At 52.6% G+C, this 23,947-nt stretch carries 21 protein-coding genes; 11 read left to right on the top strand and 10 right to left on the bottom strand.

All coding sequences use genetic code 11. From position 1 onward, the window contains the following. Window positions 1–131 precede the first annotated feature (131 nt). The gene (gene fbaA / locus GP475_RS11120) at window positions 132–1,166 is read left to right on the top strand and encodes a class II fructose-bisphosphate aldolase (protein ID WP_187974430.1); all 1,035 of its coding nucleotides are present in this window, start codon (window positions 132–134) and stop codon (window positions 1,164–1,166) included. Between the two features lie 32 nt (window positions 1,167–1,198). Then, on the top strand, window positions 1,199–2,383 hold the full coding sequence (locus tag GP475_RS11115; RefSeq protein ID WP_187974429.1) for an FUSC family protein: 1,185 nt from the start codon (window positions 1,199–1,201) through the stop codon (window positions 2,381–2,383). Here GP475_RS11115 and GP475_RS11110 read toward each other — a convergent pair. After that, window positions 2,380–2,853, bottom strand: a complete 474-nt coding sequence (locus GP475_RS11110) for a PRC-barrel domain-containing protein (RefSeq protein ID WP_187974428.1) — start codon at window positions 2,851–2,853, stop codon at window positions 2,380–2,382. The genes GP475_RS11115 and GP475_RS11110 overlap by 4 nt on opposite strands. Before the next feature lie 27 nt (window positions 2,854–2,880). Further along, complete coding sequence (locus GP475_RS11105) at window positions 2,881–3,840, bottom strand: hypothetical protein (RefSeq protein WP_187974427.1); 960 nt, start codon at window positions 3,838–3,840, stop codon at window positions 2,881–2,883. A 128-nt stretch (window positions 3,841–3,968) separates the two neighbouring features. Here GP475_RS11105 and GP475_RS11100 point away from each other — a divergent pair, with 128 nt between their 5' ends. Together GP475_RS11100 and purT are read left to right on the top strand one after the other, a co-directional pair. Next, window positions 3,969–5,258, top strand: a complete 1,290-nt coding sequence (locus tag GP475_RS11100; protein ID WP_187974426.1) for an adenylosuccinate synthase — start codon at window positions 3,969–3,971, stop codon at window positions 5,256–5,258. Between the two features lie 6 nt (window positions 5,259–5,264). Next, window positions 5,265–6,464, top strand: coding sequence for a formate-dependent phosphoribosylglycinamide formyltransferase (gene purT, locus GP475_RS11095; protein ID WP_187974425.1), 1,200 nt, complete (start codon window positions 5,265–5,267; stop codon window positions 6,462–6,464). Here purT and GP475_RS11090 read toward each other — a convergent pair. The 6 genes from GP475_RS11090 to pxpA are packed head-to-tail and all read right to left on the bottom strand — an operon-like array spanning window position 6,461 to window position 11,112. Then, window positions 6,461–6,913, bottom strand: coding sequence for a GNAT family N-acetyltransferase (locus GP475_RS11090; protein WP_187974424.1), 453 nt, complete (start codon window positions 6,911–6,913; stop codon window positions 6,461–6,463). The genes purT and GP475_RS11090 overlap by 4 nt on opposite strands. 9 nt (window positions 6,914–6,922) lie before the next feature. Continuing rightward, window positions 6,923–7,903 (bottom strand): 5-oxoprolinase subunit C family protein, encoded by a 981-nt coding sequence (locus tag GP475_RS11085; RefSeq protein ID WP_224399691.1) that lies wholly within the window; start codon window positions 7,901–7,903, stop codon window positions 6,923–6,925. Then, on the bottom strand, window positions 7,900–8,784 hold the full coding sequence (locus GP475_RS11080; protein ID WP_187974422.1) for a 5-oxoprolinase subunit B family protein: 885 nt from the start codon (window positions 8,782–8,784) through the stop codon (window positions 7,900–7,902). Before GP475_RS11080 ends, GP475_RS11085 begins: the two co-directional genes overlap by 4 nt. Beyond that, complete coding sequence (locus GP475_RS11075) at window positions 8,781–10,136, bottom strand: acetyl-CoA carboxylase biotin carboxylase subunit (protein WP_187974421.1); 1,356 nt, start codon at window positions 10,134–10,136, stop codon at window positions 8,781–8,783. Before GP475_RS11075 ends, GP475_RS11080 begins: the two co-directional genes overlap by 4 nt. A gap of 4 nt (window positions 10,137–10,140) precedes the next feature. Continuing rightward, the gene (locus GP475_RS11070; protein ID WP_187974420.1) at window positions 10,141–10,377 is read right to left on the bottom strand and encodes an acetyl-CoA carboxylase; all 237 of its coding nucleotides are present in this window, start codon (window positions 10,375–10,377) and stop codon (window positions 10,141–10,143) included. Between the two features lie 21 nt (window positions 10,378–10,398). Further along, window positions 10,399–11,112, bottom strand: coding sequence for a 5-oxoprolinase subunit PxpA (gene pxpA, locus GP475_RS11065; protein ID WP_187974419.1), 714 nt, complete (start codon window positions 11,110–11,112; stop codon window positions 10,399–10,401). Between the two features lie 164 nt (window positions 11,113–11,276). Here pxpA and GP475_RS11060 point away from each other — a divergent pair, with 164 nt between their 5' ends. Continuing rightward, window positions 11,277–12,704, top strand: coding sequence for a PucR family transcriptional regulator ligand-binding domain-containing protein (locus GP475_RS11060; protein WP_187974418.1), 1,428 nt, complete (start codon window positions 11,277–11,279; stop codon window positions 12,702–12,704). Here GP475_RS11060 and GP475_RS11055 read toward each other — a convergent pair. After that, a complete protein-coding gene (locus GP475_RS11055; protein WP_187974417.1) occupies window positions 12,683–14,065 on the bottom strand; it encodes an FAD-dependent oxidoreductase in 1,383 nt (460 codons plus the stop codon). The genes GP475_RS11060 and GP475_RS11055 overlap by 22 nt on opposite strands. A 125-nt stretch (window positions 14,066–14,190) precedes the next feature. Here GP475_RS11055 and pta point away from each other — a divergent pair, with 125 nt between their 5' ends. The 6 genes from pta (at window position 14,191) to GP475_RS11025 (ending at window position 22,968) form a co-directional block, all read left to right on the top strand. Beyond that, window positions 14,191–15,570: a phosphate acetyltransferase gene (gene pta / locus GP475_RS11050; protein WP_187974416.1), complete on the top strand. Its 1,380-nt coding sequence runs from the start codon at window positions 14,191–14,193 to the stop codon at window positions 15,568–15,570. After that, the gene (locus GP475_RS11045) at window positions 15,567–16,769 is read left to right on the top strand and encodes an acetate kinase (protein ID WP_187974415.1); all 1,203 of its coding nucleotides are present in this window, start codon (window positions 15,567–15,569) and stop codon (window positions 16,767–16,769) included. Before pta ends, GP475_RS11045 begins: the two co-directional genes overlap by 4 nt. Window positions 16,770–17,106: 337 nt before the next feature. Next, window positions 17,107–17,997, top strand: coding sequence for a GDSL-type esterase/lipase family protein (locus tag GP475_RS11040; RefSeq protein WP_187974414.1), 891 nt, complete (start codon window positions 17,107–17,109; stop codon window positions 17,995–17,997). A 20-nt stretch (window positions 17,998–18,017) separates the two neighbouring features. After that, entirely contained in the window at window positions 18,018–18,185 is a 168-nt protein-coding gene (locus GP475_RS11035) for a hypothetical protein (protein WP_187974413.1), read from the top strand. 12 nt (window positions 18,186–18,197) lie between these two features. After that, window positions 18,198–21,284: a cytochrome P450 gene (locus GP475_RS11030; protein ID WP_187974412.1), complete on the top strand. Its 3,087-nt coding sequence runs from the start codon at window positions 18,198–18,200 to the stop codon at window positions 21,282–21,284. A 16-nt stretch (window positions 21,285–21,300) separates the two neighbouring features. Next, a complete protein-coding gene (locus GP475_RS11025; protein ID WP_187974411.1) occupies window positions 21,301–22,968 on the top strand; it encodes an AMP-binding protein in 1,668 nt (555 codons plus the stop codon). Here the strand turns inward: GP475_RS11025 and GP475_RS11020 are convergent. After that, a complete protein-coding gene (locus tag GP475_RS11020; protein ID WP_187974410.1) occupies window positions 22,965–23,942 on the bottom strand; it encodes a YeiH family protein in 978 nt (325 codons plus the stop codon). The genes GP475_RS11025 and GP475_RS11020 overlap by 4 nt on opposite strands. Window positions 23,943–23,947 lie beyond the last annotated feature (5 nt).

Below are 23,947 nucleotides of genomic sequence, written 5' to 3'. Positions count from 1 at the left end.
GGGAGGGGAGGTTCGACGTCTGGGTGGCGTCGAACCTTAAACACTGTGCTGACCAGTGGAGATAGCGGCGTATCGGGCGCATAATGAAGCCTGAACATTAACCAGACTGTCCCAGATGGAGGACCAACCTTATGCCGATTGCAACCCCCGAGGTCTATGGCGAGATGCTTGATCGTGCGAAGAAGGAAGGCTTTGCCTACCCGGCGATCAACTGCACCTCCTCGGAAACGATCAATGCTGCGCTGCGTGGTTTCGCTGAAGCGGAATCCGACGGCATTATCCAATTCTCAACTGGTGGCGCAGAGTTTGGCTCTGGTCTGTCGGTGAAGAACAAAGTAGCCGGTGCCTGCGCGCTCGCCGCGTTTGCCCATGAGGCAGCTAAGCACTATGGAATCAACGTGGCCTTGCACACCGATCACTGCCAAAAAGAAGTATTGGATGAGTACGTTCGGCCCTTGATCGCCATTTCCCAAGAACGTGTAGACCGGGGTGAACTGCCGCTCTTCCAATCTCATATGTGGGACGGATCGGCTATCCCGATTGATGAGAACCTTGAGATCGCCCAGGAATTATTGGTTAAAGCTCATGCTGCCAACATCATCTTAGAAGTTGAGATTGGTGTTGTCGGTGGTGAGGAAGACGGAGTTCAGGCGAAAGCAGGGGCTAATCTATATACCTCGCCAGAAGATTTTGCCAAGACCATCGATGCCTTGGGGACCGGGGAAAAGGGACGCTACCTCTTGGCTGCCACCTTCGGCAATGTTCATGGTGTTTATAAGCCCGGCAACGTGAAACTCCGTCCCGAGGTGCTGAAAGAAGGCCAGGACGTGGCTCGGGAAAAGCTGGGCCTGGGAGCTGATGAGCTGTTCTTTGATTATGTGTTCCACGGTGGTTCTGGTTCCGAGAAAGAAAAAATCGAGGAAGCCTTGGGCTACGGTGTGGTGAAGATGAATGTTGATACGGACACTCAGTACGCGTTTACTCGACCCATAGTGGGGCATATGTTGAGCAACTATGAGGGTGTTCTCAAGATCGACGGCGAGGTGGGCAATAAGAAAGTCTATGATCCGCGCTCCTATTTGAAGAAAGCCGAACAAGGTATGGCTGAACGGATTATTGAAGCGTGCCAAGACCTCCACTCGGTGGGAACGTCTCTATCTAAATAAACTGTCCAGACCGAAACACTAAGCTAGTCTCCATGGTGGAAAAGCGAGTGCGACGGCGAATAGGCACAATCGAACGCATCCGGGCGCTAGATTCTTCCCTGAAATCTCGCGCTCTTCGGGTGCGTTCTCGTTCTTTCGCGGTGGTCCAGGCCACTATTGCAGCCGGCACATCCTATTGGGTAGCCACTCATCTTTTTGGCCACCAGCAGGCTTTCTTCGCCCCCATTGCAGCCATCATTATCCTCGGGCTCTCCGGCGGTGCCGGGCGCCTAAAGCGGGCCGTGGAAATGTCTCTGGGATGCACCGCGGGAGTGGGCATAGGCGATGTCATCATCGCCCAGATTGGTCCTGGAACCTGGCAAATCACCGTCGCTGTTGCGTTATCTCTCCTGGCTGCCTCGTTTATCTCAAAATCCCCCCTGGTAACTAACCAAATAGCTATTGGTTCCATCTTGATCGCTACGATCATGCCGCCTGGAACCGCAGCCGGTTATGAACGCCCCGTCGATGCTTTTATTGGTGGGGTAGTAGCCATCCTCACCTTCGCTATTATCCCCTCGTCTCCCCTGAGTTCGGGGCGACGGGAAGTCACCACCATCCTCGGAATTGCCTCATCGGTTCTCCACGATGTTGGAGAAGCCCTCCCCACTCTGAACGCCGAGGCCATTGACAACGCTCTCAAAGCAGTACGGGGCACCCAGACTAATATCAACGCGCTTTTAGACGCCGCTAAATCTGCTAGGGAAAACACCACCATTTCACCGCTATTATGGAGCTGGCGTCGGCGGGTACGAAGTTTGGAACGGATGCTCAATCCGGTGGATAATATGATCCGCAATTCCCGAGTACTCGCCCGACGAGCACTAGTGTTGTGTGAAGATGGAGATAGCGTTAGCCGGGAACAAATCGCCCTCATCGGGGAACTAGCAGATGTGGCCCTCACTCTCTCCGAACTCTATGAGAAACACTCTGATTTATCCGAAGCTCAAGAAATTCCGGAAGTAGTCAAAAGACTACGCCAGATGGGCGCCCGCGCCGGGACAGAAGTAGCTGGGAATCGCCCATTATCCGCCATGGCTCTCCTAGCCCAGACCCGCAGCATCATCGTGGATATGCTGCAAGTCTGTGGAATGAGAAGAGAATCAGCGGTGGCGGTACTGGCCCCCACCAGTGCAACACCCGCTTATCCCCCCGAGGTGTGGAAAGAAAATAGTTAGCTTTGGTTGGCGTTTCGTTCAGCAACCGGATCATAATAGGTGCCTTCGGCAACCTCGGCGGCGGTTTGATCGGCATCCACATTGGTGGGGCGCCCTTCGGCGGGAGCCGTCTCTGGGCGAGGATCAGTAGAATCCACCACCGCCTGCGGCTGCTTGGGAGCATTATCGCTTAAGCCATAATGCTGATAGAGTTTCGCCTGATCCTCGGGGGTGAGGTGAGCGTCATCTTGGGGACTGGGGGCATCGCTAATCTGATCTTTCTTAAAAGCCAGGTGAAGCTCCTCTCCCTCTAAACGGTGTCCCTTCAGCGGAACCAGGGCGGAGCTCATCCCCAATAATCCATGCCCTACCTCAATAAAATCTGGCTGCCCGGAGTCATCATTAATAAATACTTCTTTGACGGAACCGAGCTTTTCCCCCTCGCTATCAAAAGCGGTGGCATTCGCCAGATCATTAATATCGCGCGGCATGAGCACAATCCTTTCGGTAGAAATTTCTTATGTGTTCTTCCCAGCATAGGGGAAGTTTCCGCTTTCAGCTGTGGGGTTTCTTACCACCTGCAGATCCCGCAGGTGGCGATAAAAGGTAGCCCGTTTCACGGGGCGCTGGGCAGCAATTCCATCAATGGTGACAATGATTTTCTCTCCACCCGTCTGCACTGCTCTTCCCTGGAAAACATGCTCTGGTTCCACGATGGCAGCAGGCTGGTGAGCCCCCCGGGTAAGCCACCGCAGTCCAGGAGTATGCCAGCGGGTATAAAGCTTTTCTAGAGGTACACGACGCCGGCCAGCGGCCCCCTCAAGGGGGGTAATGAGTTTAGCTGCCACGATGCCAGGAGCATCGACCATGGGGATGAGTCGAGCCCCATATTCGCCAAATAATGGACGCTTCTCGGGGGCAGAGTTGCGATGGAACAACACAGTCGTGTCATCAACAATAATCTCGCCGGTATATTGCGCATTCGCCTCAGCGGTGAGGGTAGCCGAACCAGCCACCACTAAACCCTTGTCGCTGCGGATCGTCGGTGCGGGACAGACGGGGGCGCTCATAGCGAAGTCAGCGGCTTCGACGGGGTCAGAGCTCAAACCCCAATTAACCGCCGCCACGCTGGCACTCACAGGAATAAAAGCGATTTCTGCCCAGAGATGATCGGCGCGCATGAGACGAGTCAGCACCGCGCTGAGGGCGGCGTCGGACCCAAGGATAATGAAGCGAAGAGGCTCAGATGGGTGTTGAGGGGCCGGTGCCGGGTGGCCCAGATGCGGGACATCCGGTTGGGCGGCGATCTCGGCGAGGGAAGGGGTGGGATCTACCGGGAGTACCTCATGTGCCAGCTCGGTTAAGAAGACAAGATTACGAGAGGCGGGAACCGCAGTTAAAGAATGACGGTTCGGCAGGTTAATATGCTGGGCGAGTTGCTGTGCGCGGTTGCCACAAGCAAGTGTATGAGTGGGCATGACATCCTTCCTAGCGCCGAGAATAGCGCTGTCAAAAGGCTAGCAACGCAGGCCAAACTCCGGTATTGCCGGTGTGCGTAGTAAAATCCTGTCCGCATGACCTCCCCGAAAATGGAAGTGGAAACGCCATGGCTGCGATTGTGATTGTCGGCGCCCAGTGGGGCGACGAGGGTAAAGGAAAAGCCACCGATATTTTGGGTGGCCGCGTGGATTACGTGGTTAAACCCAATGGTGGTAATAACGCGGGTCACACCGTGGTGGTCGGTGGTGAAAAGTACGAGCTCAAGTTACTTCCGGCCGGGCTGTTATCGGAAAACGCTACCCCGATTCTTGGTAATGGCGTAGTAATCAACCTCGAAGCCCTATTCCAGGAGATTGATGGCCTAGAAGCTCGTGGAGCAGATGCGTCCAGATTGCGGATCAGTGCGAATGCTCACCTGGTAGCCCCCTATCACCAGGTGCTTGATCGTGTTCAGGAACGTTTCTTAGGCAAGCGAGCCATCGGAACCACCGGCCGGGGAATTGGCCCGACGTATGCCGATAAGGTCTCTCGCGTCGGTATCCGAGTGCAGGATATTTTTGATGAGTCTATTCTTCGTCAAAAAATCTCCTCCGCCTTGGAGGTGAAAAACCAAACGTTGGTGAAGATGTATAACCGTCGCGCCATTGAGCCGGAAGATATTGTGCAGTACTTCTTGGGGTACCGGGAACGTCTTCGTCCGATGGTGATTGATGCGGAATATGAGCTCAATAAAGCCCTGGACGAAGGTAAACATGTCCTCATGGAAGGCGGTCAAGCCACCATGCTGGATGTGGATCACGGCACGTACCCCTTCGTGACTTCTTCCAACCCCACCGCCGGCGGAGCGTGCGTAGGATCCGGCATTGGCCCGACAAAAATCACCAGCTCTTTGGGCATTATCAAGGCGTATACCACGCGGGTGGGTGCAGGTCCGTTCCCCACGGAGTTATTCGATAAATGGGGTGAGTACCTTCAAACCACTGGCGGTGAAATTGGGGTTAACACGGGCCGCAAGCGTCGCTGTGGTTGGTACGATTCAGTGATTGCTCGTTACGCCTCCAGAGTTAATGGTTTCACTGATCTTTTCCTCACGAAGCTAGATGTGTTAACCGGAATCGGGGAAATTCCGATTTGTGTGGCCTATGACGTGGACGGGCAGCGGCACGATGAGATGCCCCTAACTCAGTCAGAATTCCATCACGCTCAACCTATTTTTGAAACCATGCCCGCGTGGGAGGAAGATATCATCGGGTGCACCACCTTTGACGAGCTGCCGCAACGCGCTCAAGATTATGTCCGACGCCTTGAGGAGCTTTCCGGTTGCCGCATTTCCTACATTGGGGTGGGGCCTGGACGAGACCAAACCATCGTGGTGCATGACGTATTGGAGGCTTAACTCGCTGTGCTTATTCCGGATCATCTCGGAACCCCGCTATCGCCTACCGCGACGAAAGTCTTGCTCTTAGGTGCCGGTGAGCTGGGACGAGAACTGGTTGCCTCGTTTCATCGCTTCGGGGTCGAGGTCCACGCAGCTGATAACTACGCAAATGCTCCGGCGTTGCAATTAGCACATGGATCCCATCTGGTGGACCTGCGTGACCATGAAGCCTTAGTCAAGCTAGTTGACCAGGTTCGCCCCGACTATGTGGTTCCAGAATGCGACGCCGCGAATATTAGTGCTCTCAAAGAAATTGAAGCTAGCGGTATCGCAACAGTAGTGCCCACCGCTCATGCAGTGGAATTAACCGTAGAACGAGAAGGGATCCGACGCGCGGCCAGCGAAGAGTTGGGCTTACCTACCTCTCGCTATGCTTTTGCCTCATCTTTTCCGGAATTTGAAGTTGCTGTCGGACAGATGGGATATCCGTGCGTAGTGAAACCGGTGCGGGGTTCTGCTGGTCGGGGGCATACGATCATTCATGATGAAGATGAGGTGGAACCGGCCTGGGAGATAGCGCACCGAGAATGCGACCGAGTGATGGTGGAGCGGTTCGTCAACTTCGATTGTGAGATGACCCTCTTAACGGTTCGGTCCATAGACCCGGAAACGAAGAAAGCGGCCTCCTGGTTTTGTGAACCCATTGGTCATGTACAGCGCGGTGGCGATTTAATTGAATCCTGGCAGCCATTGGCTATGTCCCAGCGGGCGTTGGAAAATGCTCGTTCGGTGGCTGCACGAATCACCAACTATCTGGGCGGGCGTGGTTTATTTGGGGTAGAACTATTTGTCGCTGGTGATGATGTGTATTTCTCTGGGGTGTCTCCACGTCCGCACGATACTGGCATGGTTACCCTAGCGACCCAGCGATTTTCCCAATTTGATCTGCATGTTCGGGCAATTTTGGGGTTGCCGGTAGATGTTACGTTGACTACCCCAGGGGCATGTTCGGTTATTCATGCTGAAGCGGAATCAGACCGCATTGAATACAGCGGAATCACTGAAGCATTGAGCTATCCCGAGGTTGACCTGAGGTTCTTTGGGAAACCAGCAGCGTATCCTCGGCGAAGGATGGGGGTAGCCCTGGCTAGCGGGGAAAGTACGGAAGAAGCCAGGGCTGCCTCAGCAGGTGCTGCTCGCTCCGTGAATGTGAATTTAAGCTAAGGATATTGCATGGGGGTATGGCTAATGCCTTCCTCCATAAAAGGTTCTCCGCAGACCCGAAACCCCACGTGTCCATAAAATCCGGTGAGGTGGCTTTGAGCGTGGAGTCGAACCGGATGGTCCGGGTAGCGTCGCTTAATGATGTCGAGCGCGTGACGGATCATCTCACTGGCTTGGCCCTGGCCTCGTTGATCTGGGGAGGTAATGATCCGTCCTAACATCACCACCTCATTTTGTGGATAAAAGCGAGCACATCCTAGCAGACGGTCTTTCTGCTCGCTATCCCAGACCAAAAGGTGGGTGGTGCTGTTTAAAGCATCATGGTCGTCGATTTCTCGATAGGGGCAGCGCTGCTCGTGGACAAAAACATCTACGCGCAGTTTGTATAGTTGGTGCACAGCAACAGGAGACAGCTCTCTAAGGGGAGAGGCTTCAATAAAAGTCCTCATGCCGGGAGCTTAGCTGAAGATTTCCCACAGCTTTGCAAGACTTCTCTGATACTCTTTTCGTGCAGCCAGTGCCTCATCCAAATCTACCTTTTGAAAATGGGTGGAAGTTCCCGGAGCTGCCCGCGAAATGACATCCATATCTGCGCTGATAACTGTGCCGACCATAGCATAACCACCTCCGGATACCGCATCTCGGTGCAAGATTATGGGTTTGGTACCACCAGGGATTTGGATGGAACCCACGGCATAACCGGCATCCACAATGTTGGAGGGATCGGAGCCAGCGCCAAAGGGTTGAGGGGTGTCATTCCACTCCACGCCTGGCCCGTCGTACCTGAGGCCACCACGGTCGGCGACGGGGGTGAGGTACCAGGTTTTTTCGAAAAGGTTGGTTAACCCAAGGGAGGTGAGCTTGTGATCATAAAGACCGGGGAGGACTCGCACGGTTTGCTCTTTAGAGAACTCCGGACGTAGGGATTTTTCAAGGGTGTCACAGACTGGTAGTGCCCTGCTTGAGCTGTCGGGGAAAAGACTAAGCTCATCACCACTTTCTAACTTACGACCCTGGAATCCTCCTAGTCTGCACAAAGTGTATGTGGAGCGGGAACCCAACACCACAGGAACATTAATTCCACCTCGGAAGGCAATATAAAAGCGCGATCCCCCCGAGATAAAACCAAAAGTGAGCTTACTGCCAGAGGAAACCTCTATGCGGTTCCATTGGGAAATAGCCTTTCCATCTATCTGTGGTTCCACTGGGGCACCGGTAATTGCAATAGTAGCTTCCTGCAGGAACTCAATTTCTGGACCCATATAGGTACATTCCAGAAGAGCGGCTTCGGGAGCATTTCCTACTAGTGCATTAGCTGCTTGCGCGGAATAGTTATCCATGGCTCCAGACTGAGGAATTCCCAGGTGGTAGTATCCAAAACGCCCTAAGTCCTGGACGGTAGTCATGAGACCAGGGTTGAGAACACGAATGTTATTCACTTCAAGGCCTCCAACAGCTCGGTGTTATATGAGGACCCCTCCTTGAGGGCCCGTTCCATATCAAAGCGCACCGGAGCAATCCGGTACTGGTATTCTCCACGCTCATTAGCGGCGCTAATGGCTTGATACTCGGTCTCATCGATAGGGCGGAACTTGACAATGTCTCCGGGTCGGAAAAGAATCATTTTGGATTCTTCGTCAGTGCCTTGGAGTTTTGGTTCGAAGATATCAGCGGCAGCAATGCCAAACATCTGGTATCCGCCGGCGCCTCGAACAGAGTATATGACTCCAAAACATCCTCCATGTCCGACGGTAAGCTTGGCGGTATCAGTCCGCGGTGAAAGATATTTGGGGACTTCTAATTGGTGGTTCCGTTCCACTAGTTGGTACATAAAAGGTAAACCGGCCACAAAACCAACCATGGTGACTAGCCAGGGTGATTCATGGTGGCAACGAATGAACTCAGTAGCCGACGGCAGGTTATTGACTTTTGCCGCATAGTCAAGGTCTTTTCCTTCAGGATTCTGGTGGTAGCCTTCACGGAAGCGAGATCCTACCTCAGCAGTGATAGGATCGTTGTACCACACCGGGACCTCGATGATTCGAGTCTCGATTGCGGTATTCCCGGAGTGAGTTACTTCTTCTTCCACCTGCCTGACAACGTCCTCAAGTTTGTGCGGGTCAATCACATCGGGGTTAAAACGAAGCAAAAGGGATGCATTAGCGGGGCAGAGCTCAAAGACACCTTCTAATTCGTTGCGGTTGATGAGTTCATGAATATGGCGGGAGACAAGGGTGACGCGGAAATTTGCCTCTAGGCTCATTTCTTCGCTGAATTCGACAAAAAGGTGCTCATCTCCGCCGAAAGTGTAGCGGGTCATAGTTCCTCCAAAATTTCAGGATGCTCCTCGACGAACGTGGAATAGTGTGTAACTTCTCGGAAAGCAGTGGTAGATATCAAGGCCTGTGCCATAGGGCTGGTGGTGAGAACACCCTTGATGCTGAGATTATCCAAAGCCTGAAGCATGGTATTGATCGCTTGATCGCGGGAATCTGCATGAACAATAATTTTGAAGAGAAGAGAATCATAGAAAGGAGAAACTACCGAGCCCTCCTTAACTCCGCTATCTACCCGGATTCCCTCACCAGAAGGAAAGGTCAGAGTATTAATAGTTCCAGGAGAGGGCATGAAATTGTTATGCGGATCCTCAGCGTTAATACGCACCTCAATGGCATGTCCACTGAAGTTTAGTTCCTCTTGTGAAAAAGAAATCCCTTCTCCGCGAGCAATCCGAATTTGCTCTTCCACTAAGTCTAAACCAGTAAGCATTTCGGTGATCGGGTGCTCCACCTGCAAGCGAGTGTTCATCTCAATAAAGAATGCCTCATGGCTAGCTGGATCATAGAGGAACTCTACGGTGCCTGCTCCCGAATAGCCACATTGACGAGCGAGTTTCACAGAAGAATTACGGATTTCTTCCCGGACTGACCTGGGAAGATCTGGTGCAGTGGCTTCCTCTACGAGCTTCTGATGTCGGCGTTGTAGGGAACAATCCCGGTCGCCCACGTGAACATAGTTATCCTTGCCATCACCCAAGATTTGCACTTCTACATGCCGAGCCTGAGGAATAAAACGCTCAAGATAAACACGTGCGTCGCCAAAGGAAGCCTTAGCCTCAGCCTGTGTGATCTCTACCGTAGAGATCAAGTTATCCGGGGAAGTTACTAGGCGGATACCACGCCCACCGCCGCCGGAGGAAGCCTTCACTACCAGCGGGTATCCAATCTCTTCAGCAATAGCAACGATATCGTCATCCGGTGTCAGCGTGCCTTCAATTCCGGGAATGACCGGAACCCCAGCCTCTTGGGCAACCTTGCGAGCTGCAGATTTGTCCCCCATCATCTCAATAATTTCTGGGTCTGGGCCAATCCAGGTGGCACCGATCTCCTGCACCGCGCGGGCAAAATCTGATTTTTCGGAAAGAAAGCCAGAGCCCGGATGGACAGCATCTGCTCCACTGTCCTTGATAGCCTTTAGCATATTATCAATGCTGAGATAGGAAGCAGCAGCTGGAATAGGTCCGACGGATATCGTCTCATCAGCCAAGGAAGCGGCATACGAGGAGGTATCAGCCTCACTGACACTTAATACCGTGGAGATTCCCAGTTTTTTCGCGGTGGTGATAATGCGAACTGCTACTTCGCCGCGGTTAGCAATAAAAATTTTCTTCATGGAGTTATTCCTCCACAATGGCGAGAATATCACCGGGATTTACAGTTCCTTGATCCTCCACATTGAACTTAACAAGGGTCCCTTCGACGGTGGATTGAATCTCATTGAACTGCTTCATAATTTCCACGATCCCGATGGTTTGTCCCTTAGTGATGTAATCCCCTTCCGAAACGAAAGGCTCTTTGTTGGGAGCGGGCTTGCGATAGAAGATACCGGGGATAGGGGATTGAATATCGGACATAAGAAAGGTCCCTTCTAGAAATTAGTGAATTATGTTCTTGAGTGCACGGACTACATCAGCGGCGTTGTAGGGGTCAGAGTGTACGCAGATGGAATTAAAGGAAATCTCCACCTCAGTTCCCTCCACGCTGGTGACCTTACCGGTCTCCAAAGCTCGGGCAACTCGTTCGGCTGCTGCCGCAGGATCAATGGGTTGCGGTTTCCGTTTAATGAGGAGCTCACCCGCAGCTGAATAATCTAAATCCACATAAAGTTCACCGACAAACCCCACTCCAAGCTCTTCTGCAACTTCTTGATGGAGAGTGCCGGCTAGGCCGAAAACAGGAACGGAATAGTCTCTAGCTACGCGTGCAATGGCTGCCATGACCTCAGGTTGCTGACTAGCTACCCCATAGAGAGCCCCGTGGGGTTTGATGTGGTTTAAAGGTAGGTCATATTTATCCAGGAAAGCGGAAAGTGCGCCTACTTGGTAACGCACCATATTCTCCACTTCATCCGGGGTCATGCTGATGGCACGACGTCCAAACCCTACTAGGTCCGGGAAACCCGGATGCGCTCCCACGGCAACTCTCTGACGGAAAGCAATGGCAACGGTGTGTTCCATAATCTGAGGATCCGAGGCATGAAAGCCACAGGCAACATTGGCGACATCTATAAGGTTAAGTAATTCCTCATCATTGCCGAAGGAATGTAAACCAATTCCTTCGCCTAAATCTGAGTTAATAGTTACGGTCATGGGTGCGTCCTAACTCACACAGTCCTAACGATTGCTCATAACTTTAGAAGATTTAATCCCTAAGAGAATGGATCAAATAGCACAAATTAGGGGTAAATTTATGTGCAAAGTGTTCACCTAACTAGGCTAAAAGTTCCATACGGGGAAGGAAGAATGGGCAGTGTATGAATATTGAGGACCTAATAGCTGATCAGCAGCTCCAGTTGGAATTAGTAACTGATCCCACGGAGCCTGCTCTTAAAGAATCCGTGCGAAGTGTGGTATCTACAGAGTCCATCTCCCCAGAAGGGTTGAGTGAACCTAACACACTCTTACTCACTACAGGGCAGTCCATGCGCTTTGAAAATGAGCAGATATGGGCCGCCTATGTAGAAAGACTGAAATTGGCGCAGGTTTCAGCGGTGGCCTTTAGTTTAGGAACGATCTACACCTGTGTTCCCCGGAACCTATGTCGGGCTGCAAATAAAGCTGGGCTTCCCGTGGTTTCTATTCCATCGCAAATTTCTCCCATCCAGGTGCAGCAATCCATTAATAGATTGCTCTCGGAGGAGCGTTACTGGGCAAGTAGGAGAGCTTGGGCGTTAGCCACAAAGTGTATCGCTGTTCTCACCCGTAATGGGGGATTGGATGAGTTACTGCGCATCATTGTTTCGGACACTGGCACAGAAGTGGGAATCTATGATGACCTTGGTCACCATGTTGCTGGCTCATATAAAAATACAGTTCTTCCAATCCGTGAGGTTGATACTCTTTCTCTTGTCGTGGACGGGAATACCAAATGGAACCTGGTAGTACCCAAACATTCCCTGGTGTCCTTGGGGCCAGCAGCCACCGTAGTGAATATGGCTATATCAAAAAAACTACAAACCATGGGTTCTCAATATTTTGATAAAGGAAAAGAACTAGCAACAGCATTGAAAAGTGCGGGGAATTCCCCCGTTAAGGAAGTGGATAGGGCTCTAGAACAAGCGGGTTTTCTTCCAGGTATTCCTATTTCTATCGTCAGGATCAGCGCCCATAGCTCCGCAAGAAGGAATCTGATTGCCTTCCGGATTATTAAATCCCTTAAATACAAGGATGTTGTAGTGGGCTCTGAAGCAAATGGGTTGGTATTGCTTTATATCAGTGATAGGTCGGCTGAGACTTCTGTAATAAACTGGGACAATCTTTGTGAAAAAGAAGCCGGAGATAGTATTCTTTTCCAGTCCGATATAAGCGGAGCAGCAGAAGTATTGCTGAGCTATCGGAACCTTTGTGAGTCTCCTATCGAACCTGGTGCTCAGCGATGTGTTGTTCCCGGACTGGATATGGTAATCAATGGGATCTGTCCCGAGATGGGGGATGCTGCAGCACGCAGATTGCTTGAACCAATCCTATCTGAAAAGGAGGCTCCCAGATTTTTGGCTACCCTAAAACAGCTGATCCAAACCCAATCCTTATCCCAGGCGGCGATGGAGTTAGGGGTGCATCGTAATACTCTGCGGCGTGATCGAATCAAAATGGAAAAGCTGATAGGCCGAAGACTGGAGACTCCCCTAGATTTGGCTCCTTACGCGATAGCCTTGAGGATTTATGATAGATCTCCCTGGTGACTTTGCGGTCCAGCATGTTTAACCATGTCATCCCACTCCACAATTTTCTTGCGTTCGCGACCTTCCGGCTCCCCAGCTGCTCTTTCTGCAGCATCCAGGCGGTACCAACCATCCCACGTGGTGACGGCAAGCCCTTTTTTTTCTTTCAGGAACGACAACACAGCCTCTGGCTCAGGGTTCTGTGGTTCTGGAAGTTTCCCGTCTTTCCAATCCAGGAACAACATATCGGTGGTTTCTTTAGCATCGGACTTCGTGTTACCGATAAGTCCAACCGGTCCGCGCTTAATCCATCCGGTGGTATAAAGCGCAGTAATTGGTTCTCCGGTTTCGGGGTCTAGGACGTGTCCACCATCATTCGGAATAACAGCCTCACCCTCATCAAAGGGAACTCCATTGACAGGATCCGAACGGTATCCCACCGCACGATACACGGCTTGAACATCCCAGGTGGTAAATTCTCCAGTCCCGTGAACGCTTCCGTCTCCATTTAGTTCGGTACGTTCGGTCTTAAGCCCGACTACGTGGCCATTCTCACCAATGATTTCCACGGGGGATTCAAAGAAGTGCATGAAGATCTGGTGAGGGGCTCCCTGGGGGTCTCGAAGAGCATAGCCCTCGAGGGTTTGGCACACCATGTCTTGCGATTTTGATGCTCGACGAGCTTCTTCCGACGCCTGGTCATAGTCGATGTCTTCAGGATCCACAATTACTTCAATGGTTGGAGATTCATCGACTTCTTTGAGTTCCTTGGGGGTGAACTTCGCTTGGGCGGGGCCTCTGCGTCCAAAAATATGAACTTCTTTCGCCTGGTTGAGAGACAAGTTCTCATATACATTGTCTGGAATTTCGGTGACCTTTAACTCATCGGCCGTCTTTGCCAAGATCCGAGCGACATCAAGCGCCACATTGCCGACACCAATTACCGCAACTTTTTCGGCTTTCAATTCCCAGTTGCGTTCAAAATCAGGGTTGCCGTCATAGAATCCGACGAATTCACCGGCTCCCACGGATTCTGGTAGGTCAGCTCCGGGGATACGGAGATCGCGGTCTCCGGTGGCACCCGTGGACACGACAATGGCGTCGTAAAACGTACGGAGCTCGTCAATGGTGACGTCGGACCCGATGTCGATATTGCCGAGAAGCCGAATCTTAGGGTTATCCAAGACCTTGTGCAATGAGGTAATGATGCCCTTAATTCGGGGGTGGTCCGGGGCTACTCCGTAGCGGATCAGACCAAAGGGGGCCGGCATCCGTTCATAGAGATCCACGCTGACTTCTTCGTTGGATTTTACAAGGAGGTCAGAGGCGTAAATGCCGGCTGGACCGGCTCCAATAACAGCGACTCTTAAAGGTCGAGACATAAAAGAGTTCATCCTTTTCCAGGGTTATAGCACAATCGGCATTTAATCTTACGTGGTTGGCCAAAAAAACGCTGCGAGGCCGCTAAACTGGGAAACGTTTATTCCTCGTAGAAAGGCTTACTCATATGACGGATCAGACGGGCTCTGCCGTACTGAGTACGGTTAGTTGCAGCTTCGATGGGGTTGATGTGGCAGCACTGGCTCAACGCGTTGGGTTGTCGCTGCGCACGCTCGATGGTTTAGAACCGGACCTGGGGGTAGTGGTTGCCTCTGATCCGCTCTCCGAGGGGCCAGCCCTGATTCAAGGCACCGAAAACTTGAGTTTTGACGCTGAGTTGGCGGCAGCCCTGGGTGTGCCGTTGATCTTGGTGGTAGATCAGCACGATGTTCGAGTAAAGCTCGCTAAGGCACAAATAGCTCGTCTGGCCGCCACTGTGGGCGGGGTATTTACCTCCGCGGAATTGGAGGACGCCGAGGCAGTGCGCAAAGCGGCGCAGGTTTCGGCGCCCAAAGTGATTTCCGCGCCGGTGTTTGAGCATCAGCTTATGCAGCAAGCAAGGAAGGCGAAAGCCCACATTGTGCTGCCGGAGGGGGATGATGATCGTATTCTGATCGCTGCTGATCGTCTCTTAGAGCAACAGATCTGTGAGTTGACGATCTTAGGGGACCCGGAGCGCATTAAGAGTCGAGCCGCGGAACTAGGGCTGAATCTTAACGACGCCCACCTGGTTGACCATCTGACGTCGCCGAAGGCCGAAGAATTTGCGGAAATCTTTGCCGAATTGCGGAAGAAGAAGGGGGTGACGCTGGAGGAGGCTCGGGAAACCATGAAAGATATTTCTTACTTCGCCACCATGATGATTCATCAGGGTTTGGTTGATGGCATGGTTTCTGGTGCTGCTCACACCACGGCGCACACTATTCGGCCCTCCTTCCAGATCATTAAGACCCGCCCGGAGGCGTCGGTCGTATCTTCTATTTTCTTGATGGTGATGCGCGGCCGGCTGTGGGCTTTTGGCGACTGTGCTGTTAATCCCAACCCCACGGCTGAGCAATTAGGGGAGATCGCGGTGGTCTCGGCGCACACCGCCGCTCAATTTGGTATTGATCCCAAGGTGGCCATGCTGTCTTATTCCACAGGTAGTTCTGGTTCAGGGCCGGATGTAGATCGGGCAGTAGCGGCAGTAAATCATGCTCGGAGTATTGATCCTGAGTTGAAGATTGATGGGCCGTTGCAATTTGACGCCGCGGTTGATGCCGGTGTTGCGGTCAAGAAGATGCCTGATTCAGAGGTGGCAGGCCACGCCACAGTCTTTATTTTCCCAGATCTTGAAGCCGGCAATATTGGGTACAAAACCGCGCAGCGCACTGGCGCCGCCCTAGCGATTGGCCCAGTCCTCCAGGGATTAAATAAGCCCGTTAATGACTTATCTCGGGGCGCTACGGTTCCCGATATTGTGAACACCGTTGCGGTCACAGCTATCCAGGCAGGAGCGGAAAAATGACCTATGCGCTGGTACTGAATTCCGGTTCATCCTCCATTAAGTTTCAGGTCATTGATCCCCACGCCGATGCTGAGGCAGATCCTAAAGCCAGTGGCCTTGTGGAGCAGATCGGTGAACCCCAAGGCCAGATCACTCTTAAAACCGGTGGGGAAAAATTTACCCTTAATACTGAGATTCCGGACCATTCGGCGGGGTTGTCGCTAGCCTTTGAGCTGATGGAGGAGCATCAGGTAGGGCCGAAAGACCTGGATATTTCCGCGGTTGGTCACCGGGTTGTGCATGGTGGAATGCTCTTTTCTCACCCGGAGGTGATTACGGATGAGATCATCGACATGATCCGTGACCTTATCCCGCTAGCGCCCCTGCACAACCCAGCCAACCTTGATGGAATTGAAGTAGCCCGACGTATCCTGCCGGATGTTCCTCACGTCGCCGTCTTCGACACCGGATTTTTCCACTCGATGCCGCCAGCGGCAGCTCTTTACGCCATTAATGCTGAGGTGGCGTTGAATAACGGGGTGCGTCGCTACGGATTCCACGGAACCAGCCATGAGTATGTGTCCCAGCAAGTTCCAGCCTTATTGGGGTTGCCTGCCCAAGCAGTCAACCAAATCACTCTGCACCTAGGTAATGGTGCCTCCTGTGCGGCCATCCGGGGTGGAGAAGCAGTGGATACCTCAATGGGTATGACTCCGCTATCTGGTTTGGTGATGGGTACGCGTTCAGGTGATATTGACCCCGGAATCGTTTTCCACCTGGCGCGTAACGCTGGGATGAGTATTGATGAACTGGATACTTTGTTGAATAAACAATCCGGGGTCAAGGGGCTTTCTGGAGTCAATGATTTCCGTGAACTGCGGAAAATGATTGAAGCGGAAAATCAAGATGCGTGGTTGGCTTATAACGTCTATATCCACCAGCTTCGCCGCTATATCGGCTCCTATATGATCGCCCTTGGCCGAGTAAACGCCATTACCTTTACCGCAGGTGTGGGTGAAAATGATCGTTATGTTCGGGCGGATGCGCTGGCTGGGTTAGAGCCTTATGGTATCAAGATTGATCCAGAGCGCAACGCTGCTCCAAATACGGGAGCGCGAGAGATCTCTACGGACGATTCCGCGGTGAAAGTGTTTGTGGTCCCCACAAATGAGGAGCTGGCTATCGCCCAGTATGCGGTGGAATTAGCAAATAGAGGTTAAAAGTACCCCCTTTTCACTCCCAGCAGCCAGAGGCTGCTGGGAGTTTTTTGTGAATTTTGACACATACTTAAAAGGATTGAATCTATTAGGAAACGTCTAATTTCCTCTAATTTCTTAGCGGAACATAAAGGCAAAACTAAAGGTAATTGGCGGGTACTGGAAAAAGGTAAAGAAAAAACTCTGTAATACAATAGACCATAAGGTAACAACTCTGCTTAAGGTCTATAAAAATAAAAAATCAGGAATTAGGTATAAGCAATTTAATTGCTTGTTTAAAAAGAACTAACTGCTGTTAAGCTCAATTTCCAGATATGCCGGTTTGGAAAGGAAATAGGGAATGGCTAAGTTATCCCGAAAGTGGGCTGTGCTGTGCGCGTCCACGATGATGTTTGGCGCCGCGCTGGGTGTTCCTACCTTTGCGCAGGCTGAGGAGTCCGGAAACTACGTCAGTTTCGGGGATTCTATTCCTTCGAATCCCACCATTCTTGACGTTGTGATGACTAAGGTCCATAACAAGAACCCTCAGGTTCAGTGGCCCACTGTTCAAGAGGGACGCTGTGCCCAGGGTGAAGATAATGTTGGCAAGCGAGTCGCAGCGAAAACGGGGTTGAGCCTTTCTGATTACTCGTGCCCTGGCGCCACCGCTTATACCGCACCTGGTCCTCAAGATGCCATTCCGCACAACCAGTTTTCGCAGCAAGTAGACCAGGCACTTGCTGAAGGTGCGCTGAACGCCAACACTAAGTTGGTGTCGGTGATCATCGGAGTCAATGACACCTACCAACCGGCTAACCAGAACCGGTCTCAGGAAGAACGCAACAACCTGTATCACGCCGAGGTAACTAATCAGCTTCGTCGGATTAAACAAGCAGCACCGAACGCGAAAGTCGTTATGGTCGGTTACCCAGATGAAACCGATGGTGGCAACTACACCTGCGCCACAAATCTTTTGGGTATGACCAGTCACTGGTACTTCCCTTTCGTGGCGTACTACCAGGATGAGATTCGCGCGCAGCAGCGGGAAGCTGCCGCAGCTGAAGGAGTGCCATTCCTGGATATGGTCGATGAGATCAACGTGTCTAAGGCGAATTCCGGCTGCCTCAACATTGACCCTTCCCAGCGTTATAACGCCGCGATCTTCGACGATGGCGGATTGCATAACCTGGCCGGCCACCTGACCGGCCCCGGCAATGAGTATTACGCCGAGCGGATTTCTTCCTACTACTAAAGAAAGGTTTTACCCCCACCATGGACATCAATGAATTAATCCAGCACTATCCGCCTCATGGACCGCTTGTCTTCCTCACTGGTACTCCTGACTTCAGTGATTTAGGGACCCGAATCCTTAACACCTATCCCAGCGTGGGCCAACTTCTCCGCGTGATCAACGAAGCAATCAGCCAGATTCACTTCTAGTAGGAAGCAGCCGTGCCAACAAAAATCCCAGGCCCCCGTCCCTATCCAGTGATCGGAACAGCGTGGAGTGTTGATCCATCACGACTTGTCCAATCAGATATGGAATTAGCTGAACAATACGGCGAGATTTTTGTTCAGAGATTCCCCGGGCGGGCGCCCGTGATTTTTGTCAGCTCCCGAAGGCTTGTTGCTGAACTATGTGATGAATCTCGGTTCGACAAGCAGGTTCACCCGGCCATTGAAAATGTTCGGGCTTTCGCCGGAAATGGACTTTTTACTGCGGATACCCCTGATCCGGACTGGCAAAAAGCTCACCGAGTGCTCATGCCAGCGTTTTCCCCGATGGCGCTATCAACCATGTATGACGATATGGTCGATATTGCTGAGCAGCTACTATTAAAGTGGTCGCGGCTTAATCCAGGGGAAAAGATCCTGGTTACCGATGATTTTACTCGGTTAACTCTGGACACTATTGCGCTGTGTTCGTTCCGGTACCGATTCAACTCCTTCTATTCGGAGAATATGCATGACTTCGTAGAAGCCATGGTGTCCGGCCTGGAGGAGTCTAGCCGTCGAGCCCATAAACCAGAGATTGTCAAGAAGACAACTATGCGGACATCGGGGAAGCGGTTAGACAAGTCTGTTGAGGTCATGCACCAGATTGTGGATGACCTGATTGCCCGACGTCGTCGGGATAAATCTCCTGACCGGGAAAAAGACATCCTGGATTTGATGTTGGAGGCAACTGATCCTGAGACCGGGGAGCATCTGTCTGATGAAAATGTCCGGTTCCAGTTGGTTAGCTTCCTAATCGCCGGGCATGAAACGACGTCGGGTCTGTTGAGCTTTGCGGTCTATGAACTGCTGAATAATCGTGGGGCGTTGCGGGAAGCACAAGAGTTTGTGGATCGGACCCTGAAGGGGCGTTTCCCTAAGCGGGAAGACCTGCCACGTCTAGATCATATTGATCATATTCTGCGAGAAACCCTGCGGCTTCATCCCACTGCTCCTGCCTTTGGGGTGAGTCCCTTTGAGCCGACCACTATCGGTGGTCCAGACGGCTACGAGGTCAACCCTGGGGACACGATTTTGGTGTTACTACCACTGATGCACCGTGATCCAGAGGTGTGGGAAAACCCGGAGCGTTTTGACCCTTCACGGTTTGAGTTTGATAAGGCCAACGCCTTACCACCTCATGCCTGGAAACCCTTTGGCAATGGTCAGCGATCCTGTATTGGCCGTGGATTTGCTATCCAAGAAGCCACCTTGATGCTGACAGCTATCCTGCAAAACTTTGATCTGGAATTAGCGGATCCGGATTATTCGCTTTCCATTAAAGAGACCCTCACTATCAAACCGGATGACCTGTATATCACCATCAAGCCTCGCTTTGATCACATGATTCTGCCCGGCTCTGAACCGAGCGAGTCAGAAGAAGCTGAGACTGACACGATGGCGGCATTTAGCGAGGTTCCTCAGCATCACACACCAATGCAGGTGCTATATGGCTCTAATGCGGATACTGCACGTAGTTTCGCAACTCGGATTGCGGAACGTGCAAAAGTCGCAGGTTTCCTGCCCACCGTGGACCGGTTAGACTCCGGCGTGGACAACTTGCTCAGCGATGGGCCGGTGATGATTGTGACCAGCTCTTATGAAGGATTACCTCCGGATAATGCTCGGCAGTTTGTGTCCTGGGTGGAACACAATCAGCTTGATTTAAGCGATGTCAGCTATGCGGTGTTTGGCTGTGGTAATCGGCAGTGGGCTAACACATTCCAGCGAATCCCCACTCTGGTTGATGACAAGTTGGCAGAGCACGGCGCACGGCGCATCGTTAGCCGAGGGGTGGCTGATGCCCTCGGTGATTTTGAAGGCGCGTTTAGCCAATGGTCTGAGGGCTTATGGGAAACCTTGGCTGATGAGTATGGTTTCCAGGTCACGGGCGAAACTACCGCTCCTTTACCAGAGGTCACTGTGGTAGAGGACCAAGAATTTGACACTGCTACGATTCGGTCAATTGAACAGCTCAGCACTGAGGCAGATGGGGAAATTCGGCGTAAATTCCGGATTGCCGTTGAACTTCCTGAAGGAACTACCTATGAGACGGGGGATTACCTTGATGTACTCCCTCGCAATAGTAAGGAAAATGTTCGACGCGCCCTGAGGCTGTGCGGCCTCCATTACTATGACCAGGTCACTATTGGTGATGAGACAGTTTTCGCTGGGGAATGGTTAGCACGGACCGTCGATTTAAATGCACCTGCTACGCGTCGGGCTATTGATGCCCTGCTAGACCGAGCCGGGGCATGTCCTCCCGATGCGGAAAAACTTCGGCATCTCAAAGAGGGCGACGCCCATGAGCGGGAGATCGTCTCACCCCGAGTATCTCTTCTGGACCTCGTAGAAAGCCTGCACGCAGTGCGCCCTGACCTGGCTATTTTTGCCGGCTGCGTGCCACCGCTAACCCCTCGGGAATACTCCATTTCCTCCACCCCCTTGGATGATCCACGGGTTGCTGAGCTCACTATCTCTGAGGTAGCTGCGCCGGCGTGGTCGGGGACAGGGACTTACCACGGTTTAGCAACCACCTGGTTAAGTGAACGCAGCGTGGGTGAGGACATTCCGATTCGGATACGCCCTGGTCGGGAGCAATTCCGGGCACCAGCGGACCTGGAAACTCCGATGGTCCTGGTGGCCGCGGGTTCAGGTATTGCACCACTGCGAGCTTTTATCCGTGATGTTCAGCTCCGCGCGGAGCAAAGTAATACCACCCCAGCGGCTAGCCATTTGTATTACGGGTGCCATGGGCCGGACTCGGATGCGCTGTATGCGGAGGAATTTAAGCACGTGGATTGGCTCACCGTTCACTGGGCATACTCGCGTCATCCGCGTGAAGGAGATATCCGCTACGCCCAACATGTGCTCCGAGAAGACGCTGACAATCTGCGCACCATGATTGGCAATGGGGCGAAGGTTTTAGTGTGCGGAAGTGCTTCTACGGTGGCCGCAGAAACCCGCACCGTGCTCGATGAACTCCTAGGTGGGGTTCAGCAATTAGAAGAAAACGGCCAGGTAGCCGTCGAATCCTTTAGCTAAGGGGAGAACACCAACCATGGGGACTTTTACCCTCGAACCAAAAACTGAACACGGAGTATCTCGAAGTGAGGTGCTTAAGCAATTCCGTTACTTCTTGAAGGTTTTCCGGGATGCGGATTTACTTGAAAGCCAAGGTCCGAAGGATCAGGCACAAGCTCTGAAGGTCCTTTATCGCTGGGGTGCCATGGAAACTGGTGCGTTGGCGAATGCGGCGCGCCGGCACCCGGACCGCCTCGGGCTTGTCGATGATGAAGGCGAATTAACCTTCGCTGAATTTTGGGAGGCGAGCTGCCGTTTGGCTCTAGGGCTACAGGCTCGGGGAATTAAAGGTGGTTCCCATGTAGCGGTTTTAGCGCGGAATGGTCGCCCGTCGATTTTACCGCTCACCTGCCGCCACCTCTTGGGGTTCCATATTTTTATGGTCAACGCCAATTCCTCCGCACGCCAAATTGAGCGGCTGTTGGAATTCCATAAGATTGATTGCTTCATCATTGATGAGGAGTTTCTGGACAAGCTTACCGAGCGCGGCGCCCAGCGCAAGATCATCCTGGGTTACACCGAAAATGAGCACCCAGAGTATGAGACGCTCAATAACGTTATTGATTCGGCCAAAGTCACCGATGAGCTTCCGTTCCGTCCGCCACGGGGGAAGCACGTGGTGATGACGTCGGGGACCTCTGGAGATCCGAAAGGTGTTATCCGACGGACAGTGAGCTCTCCGCAGGGATTAGCGTCGGTGCTTTCCGGTGTTCCCTGGGAACAAGGTCTAGTTGTGATGCTGACCGCGGTGCTCTTCCACGCATTTGGATGGTCTAACTTGATGATGGCGCTTCAGACGTCATCGACCACCGTGGCACGACGTATTTTCGATCCCGCTCAAGCCCTAGAGGATATTCAGCGGTACAAGATCAACGCTATGGCGACGGCTGCCTCCCGTATCCGCGCCATGCACAGCTACTTCACCGAGCACGGGGTTACTCATGTGCCTGGCATGAAATTCATTGTCTCGGCTGGCAGCCCGCTGACCAAATATGAGGTACAGCACACCAATGAGCTTTTTGGTGAAGTACTGTGCAACTTCTACGGTTCTACCGAAACTGCGTGTCTAGCCGCGGCCCGTCCGGAACAGCTGGCGGCAGATCCCACCTTGACAGGTGAGGTCTACCCCGGTGAAGTGATTGAAATCCGAGATGATGACGGCAACCTGGTGCCTGAAGGCGAGATTGGCCGAATTTGGGCTGGGTGCTATGACATGTTCGTGGGATACACCGATGCCGATATTGAGATCCCCACTATTAATGGCCTCATTAACATGGGGGATCGAGGTTATCTCAGCGACGGCGGCCGAATGCTTCACGTCCTAGGCCGCGCCGATGACCTAGTGATTACCCAGTTCGGGGAGAAGATTTTCCCCGGTGAGCTAGAAGACTCCCTGATGCGAATGGACGGGGTAGCGGATGTCTATGCCCATGGTGTAACAGATCCGGCATTTGGCCAAGCTCTTCGCGTGTATATCATTCCGAAAGAAGGCCAGCGTCCCAGCGAGGATGAGGTCAAGGAGTTTGTGAAGACTAGATTATCCGACGCCCATGTGCCGCGGGAAGTCTTCTTCGTGGATGATTTCCCCCGCAACCCGATGGGGAAGGTGATGAAGCGTTACCTTCCAGAAAAGTCCACTATTTAGAGGATAGCGCCGAGTGCGGAGACGACGATCACGACAAGACTGATAACTCCGCCAAAGGCGAAGGGTTGCAGTCCGGCGGTTTTCACCGTCCGGACTGTGGCGCCGGTGCCGAGGGCGAACATGGCGGCGGCGAATAGCCAGCCGCGAATGGTGTCTACCACGTGGAGAAGAATCTCTGGCACCGGAAGGAAAGTGCGCACCAGGACAAGAACAATGAATCCGATGATGAAGGTGGGCACTAAGGGGGGAAGATGAGTGTCGCTGGAGTCAGCTCGGCGTCGCTCAATGGCGCTCAGAATAGCCATGACTGGGGCTAAGAGTAATACTCGGCCAACTTTTACGGTAGCCGCGATGGGGAGAACTGCGGCCCCTGCGATACCTCCGGCAGCCACAACCTGACCTACCTCATGAGTGGAACCACCAATGAAAATGCCGGCGGAGATAGGACCCCAGTTCATTGCGGCGCTAATGGCAGGGCCAACCGCGATCATGATGGTTCCCAAAATAACGATCACCGCTACAGCGGTAATAAATTCATGTTCTTTGCGTCGCGGCAAGACACCTTGGACAGCACTAATAGCTGCGGCACCGCAGATAGAACACCCGGCCCCAATGAGGAGAGAATGTTCTCGGCTGAGGCCCATGAAACGGCTGAATAGGAAGGTAGCTAGGAAACCAGCGGCCACCACGCCGATGATGGTGAGCAGGGCGCGCCAGCCGAGGTTGAGAACTTCGGTGATAGAAATGGAGAGGCCGAGCAGAGCCACACCCAACTTTAAGATGGGGCCAGAGGCGAAAGACAGGCCCGGCTTTGTGTTTTCCGGTAAGGTGACGAAATTTCCGACGATCATGCCCAAAATAATGGCGATCATAATGCTTAAGGAAATGCCGGTAATTTTGGAGAGAAGAAGATCAGCGATAATAGCGATAAATGCGCCCAGAGCGGCGAGTAGCAGGCCAGGAGTACGAGTCATAACTT

Origin of the sequence: Corynebacterium poyangense (assembly GCF_014522205.1) — a bacterium.
Lineage (GTDB): Bacteria > Actinomycetota > Actinomycetes > Mycobacteriales > Mycobacteriaceae > Corynebacterium > Corynebacterium poyangense.
This window is presented reverse-complemented; position numbering and strand designations above follow the sequence as displayed.

Coding starts and splice junctions, on each gene's coding strand:
- fbaA (WP_187974430.1), top strand. CDS start 132: ATGCCGATTGCAACCCCCGAGGTCTATGGCGAGATGCTTGATCGTGCG.
- GP475_RS11115 (WP_187974429.1), top strand. CDS start 1,199: ATGGTGGAAAAGCGAGTGCGACGGCGAATAGGCACAATCGAACGCATC.
- GP475_RS11110 (WP_187974428.1), bottom strand. CDS start 2,853: ATGCCGCGCGATATTAATGATCTGGCGAATGCCACCGCTTTTGATAGC.
- GP475_RS11105 (WP_187974427.1), bottom strand. CDS start 3,840: ATGCCCACTCATACACTTGCTTGTGGCAACCGCGCACAGCAACTCGCC.
- GP475_RS11100 (WP_187974426.1), top strand. CDS start 3,969: ATGGCTGCGATTGTGATTGTCGGCGCCCAGTGGGGCGACGAGGGTAAA.
- GP475_RS11090 (WP_187974424.1), bottom strand. CDS start 6,913: ATGAGGACTTTTATTGAAGCCTCTCCCCTTAGAGAGCTGTCTCCTGTT.
- GP475_RS11080 (WP_187974422.1), bottom strand. CDS start 8,784: ATGACCCGCTACACTTTCGGCGGAGATGAGCACCTTTTTGTCGAATTC.
- GP475_RS11075 (WP_187974421.1), bottom strand. CDS start 10,136: ATGAAGAAAATTTTTATTGCTAACCGCGGCGAAGTAGCAGTTCGCATT.
- GP475_RS11070 (WP_187974420.1), bottom strand. CDS start 10,377: ATGTCCGATATTCAATCCCCTATCCCCGGTATCTTCTATCGCAAGCCC.
- pxpA (WP_187974419.1), bottom strand. CDS start 11,112: ATGACCGTAACTATTAACTCAGATTTAGGCGAAGGAATTGGTTTACAT.
- GP475_RS11060 (WP_187974418.1), top strand. CDS start 11,277: ATGAATATTGAGGACCTAATAGCTGATCAGCAGCTCCAGTTGGAATTA.
- GP475_RS11055 (WP_187974417.1), bottom strand. CDS start 14,065: ATGTCTCGACCTTTAAGAGTCGCTGTTATTGGAGCCGGTCCAGCCGGC.
- pta (WP_187974416.1), top strand. CDS start 14,191: ATGACGGATCAGACGGGCTCTGCCGTACTGAGTACGGTTAGTTGCAGC.
- GP475_RS11045 (WP_187974415.1), top strand. CDS start 15,567: ATGACCTATGCGCTGGTACTGAATTCCGGTTCATCCTCCATTAAGTTT.
- GP475_RS11040 (WP_187974414.1), top strand. CDS start 17,107: ATGGCTAAGTTATCCCGAAAGTGGGCTGTGCTGTGCGCGTCCACGATG.
- GP475_RS11035 (WP_187974413.1), top strand. CDS start 18,018: ATGGACATCAATGAATTAATCCAGCACTATCCGCCTCATGGACCGCTT.
- GP475_RS11025 (WP_187974411.1), top strand. CDS start 21,301: ATGGGGACTTTTACCCTCGAACCAAAAACTGAACACGGAGTATCTCGA.
- GP475_RS11020 (WP_187974410.1), bottom strand. CDS start 23,942: ATGACTCGTACTCCTGGCCTGCTACTCGCCGCTCTGGGCGCATTTATC.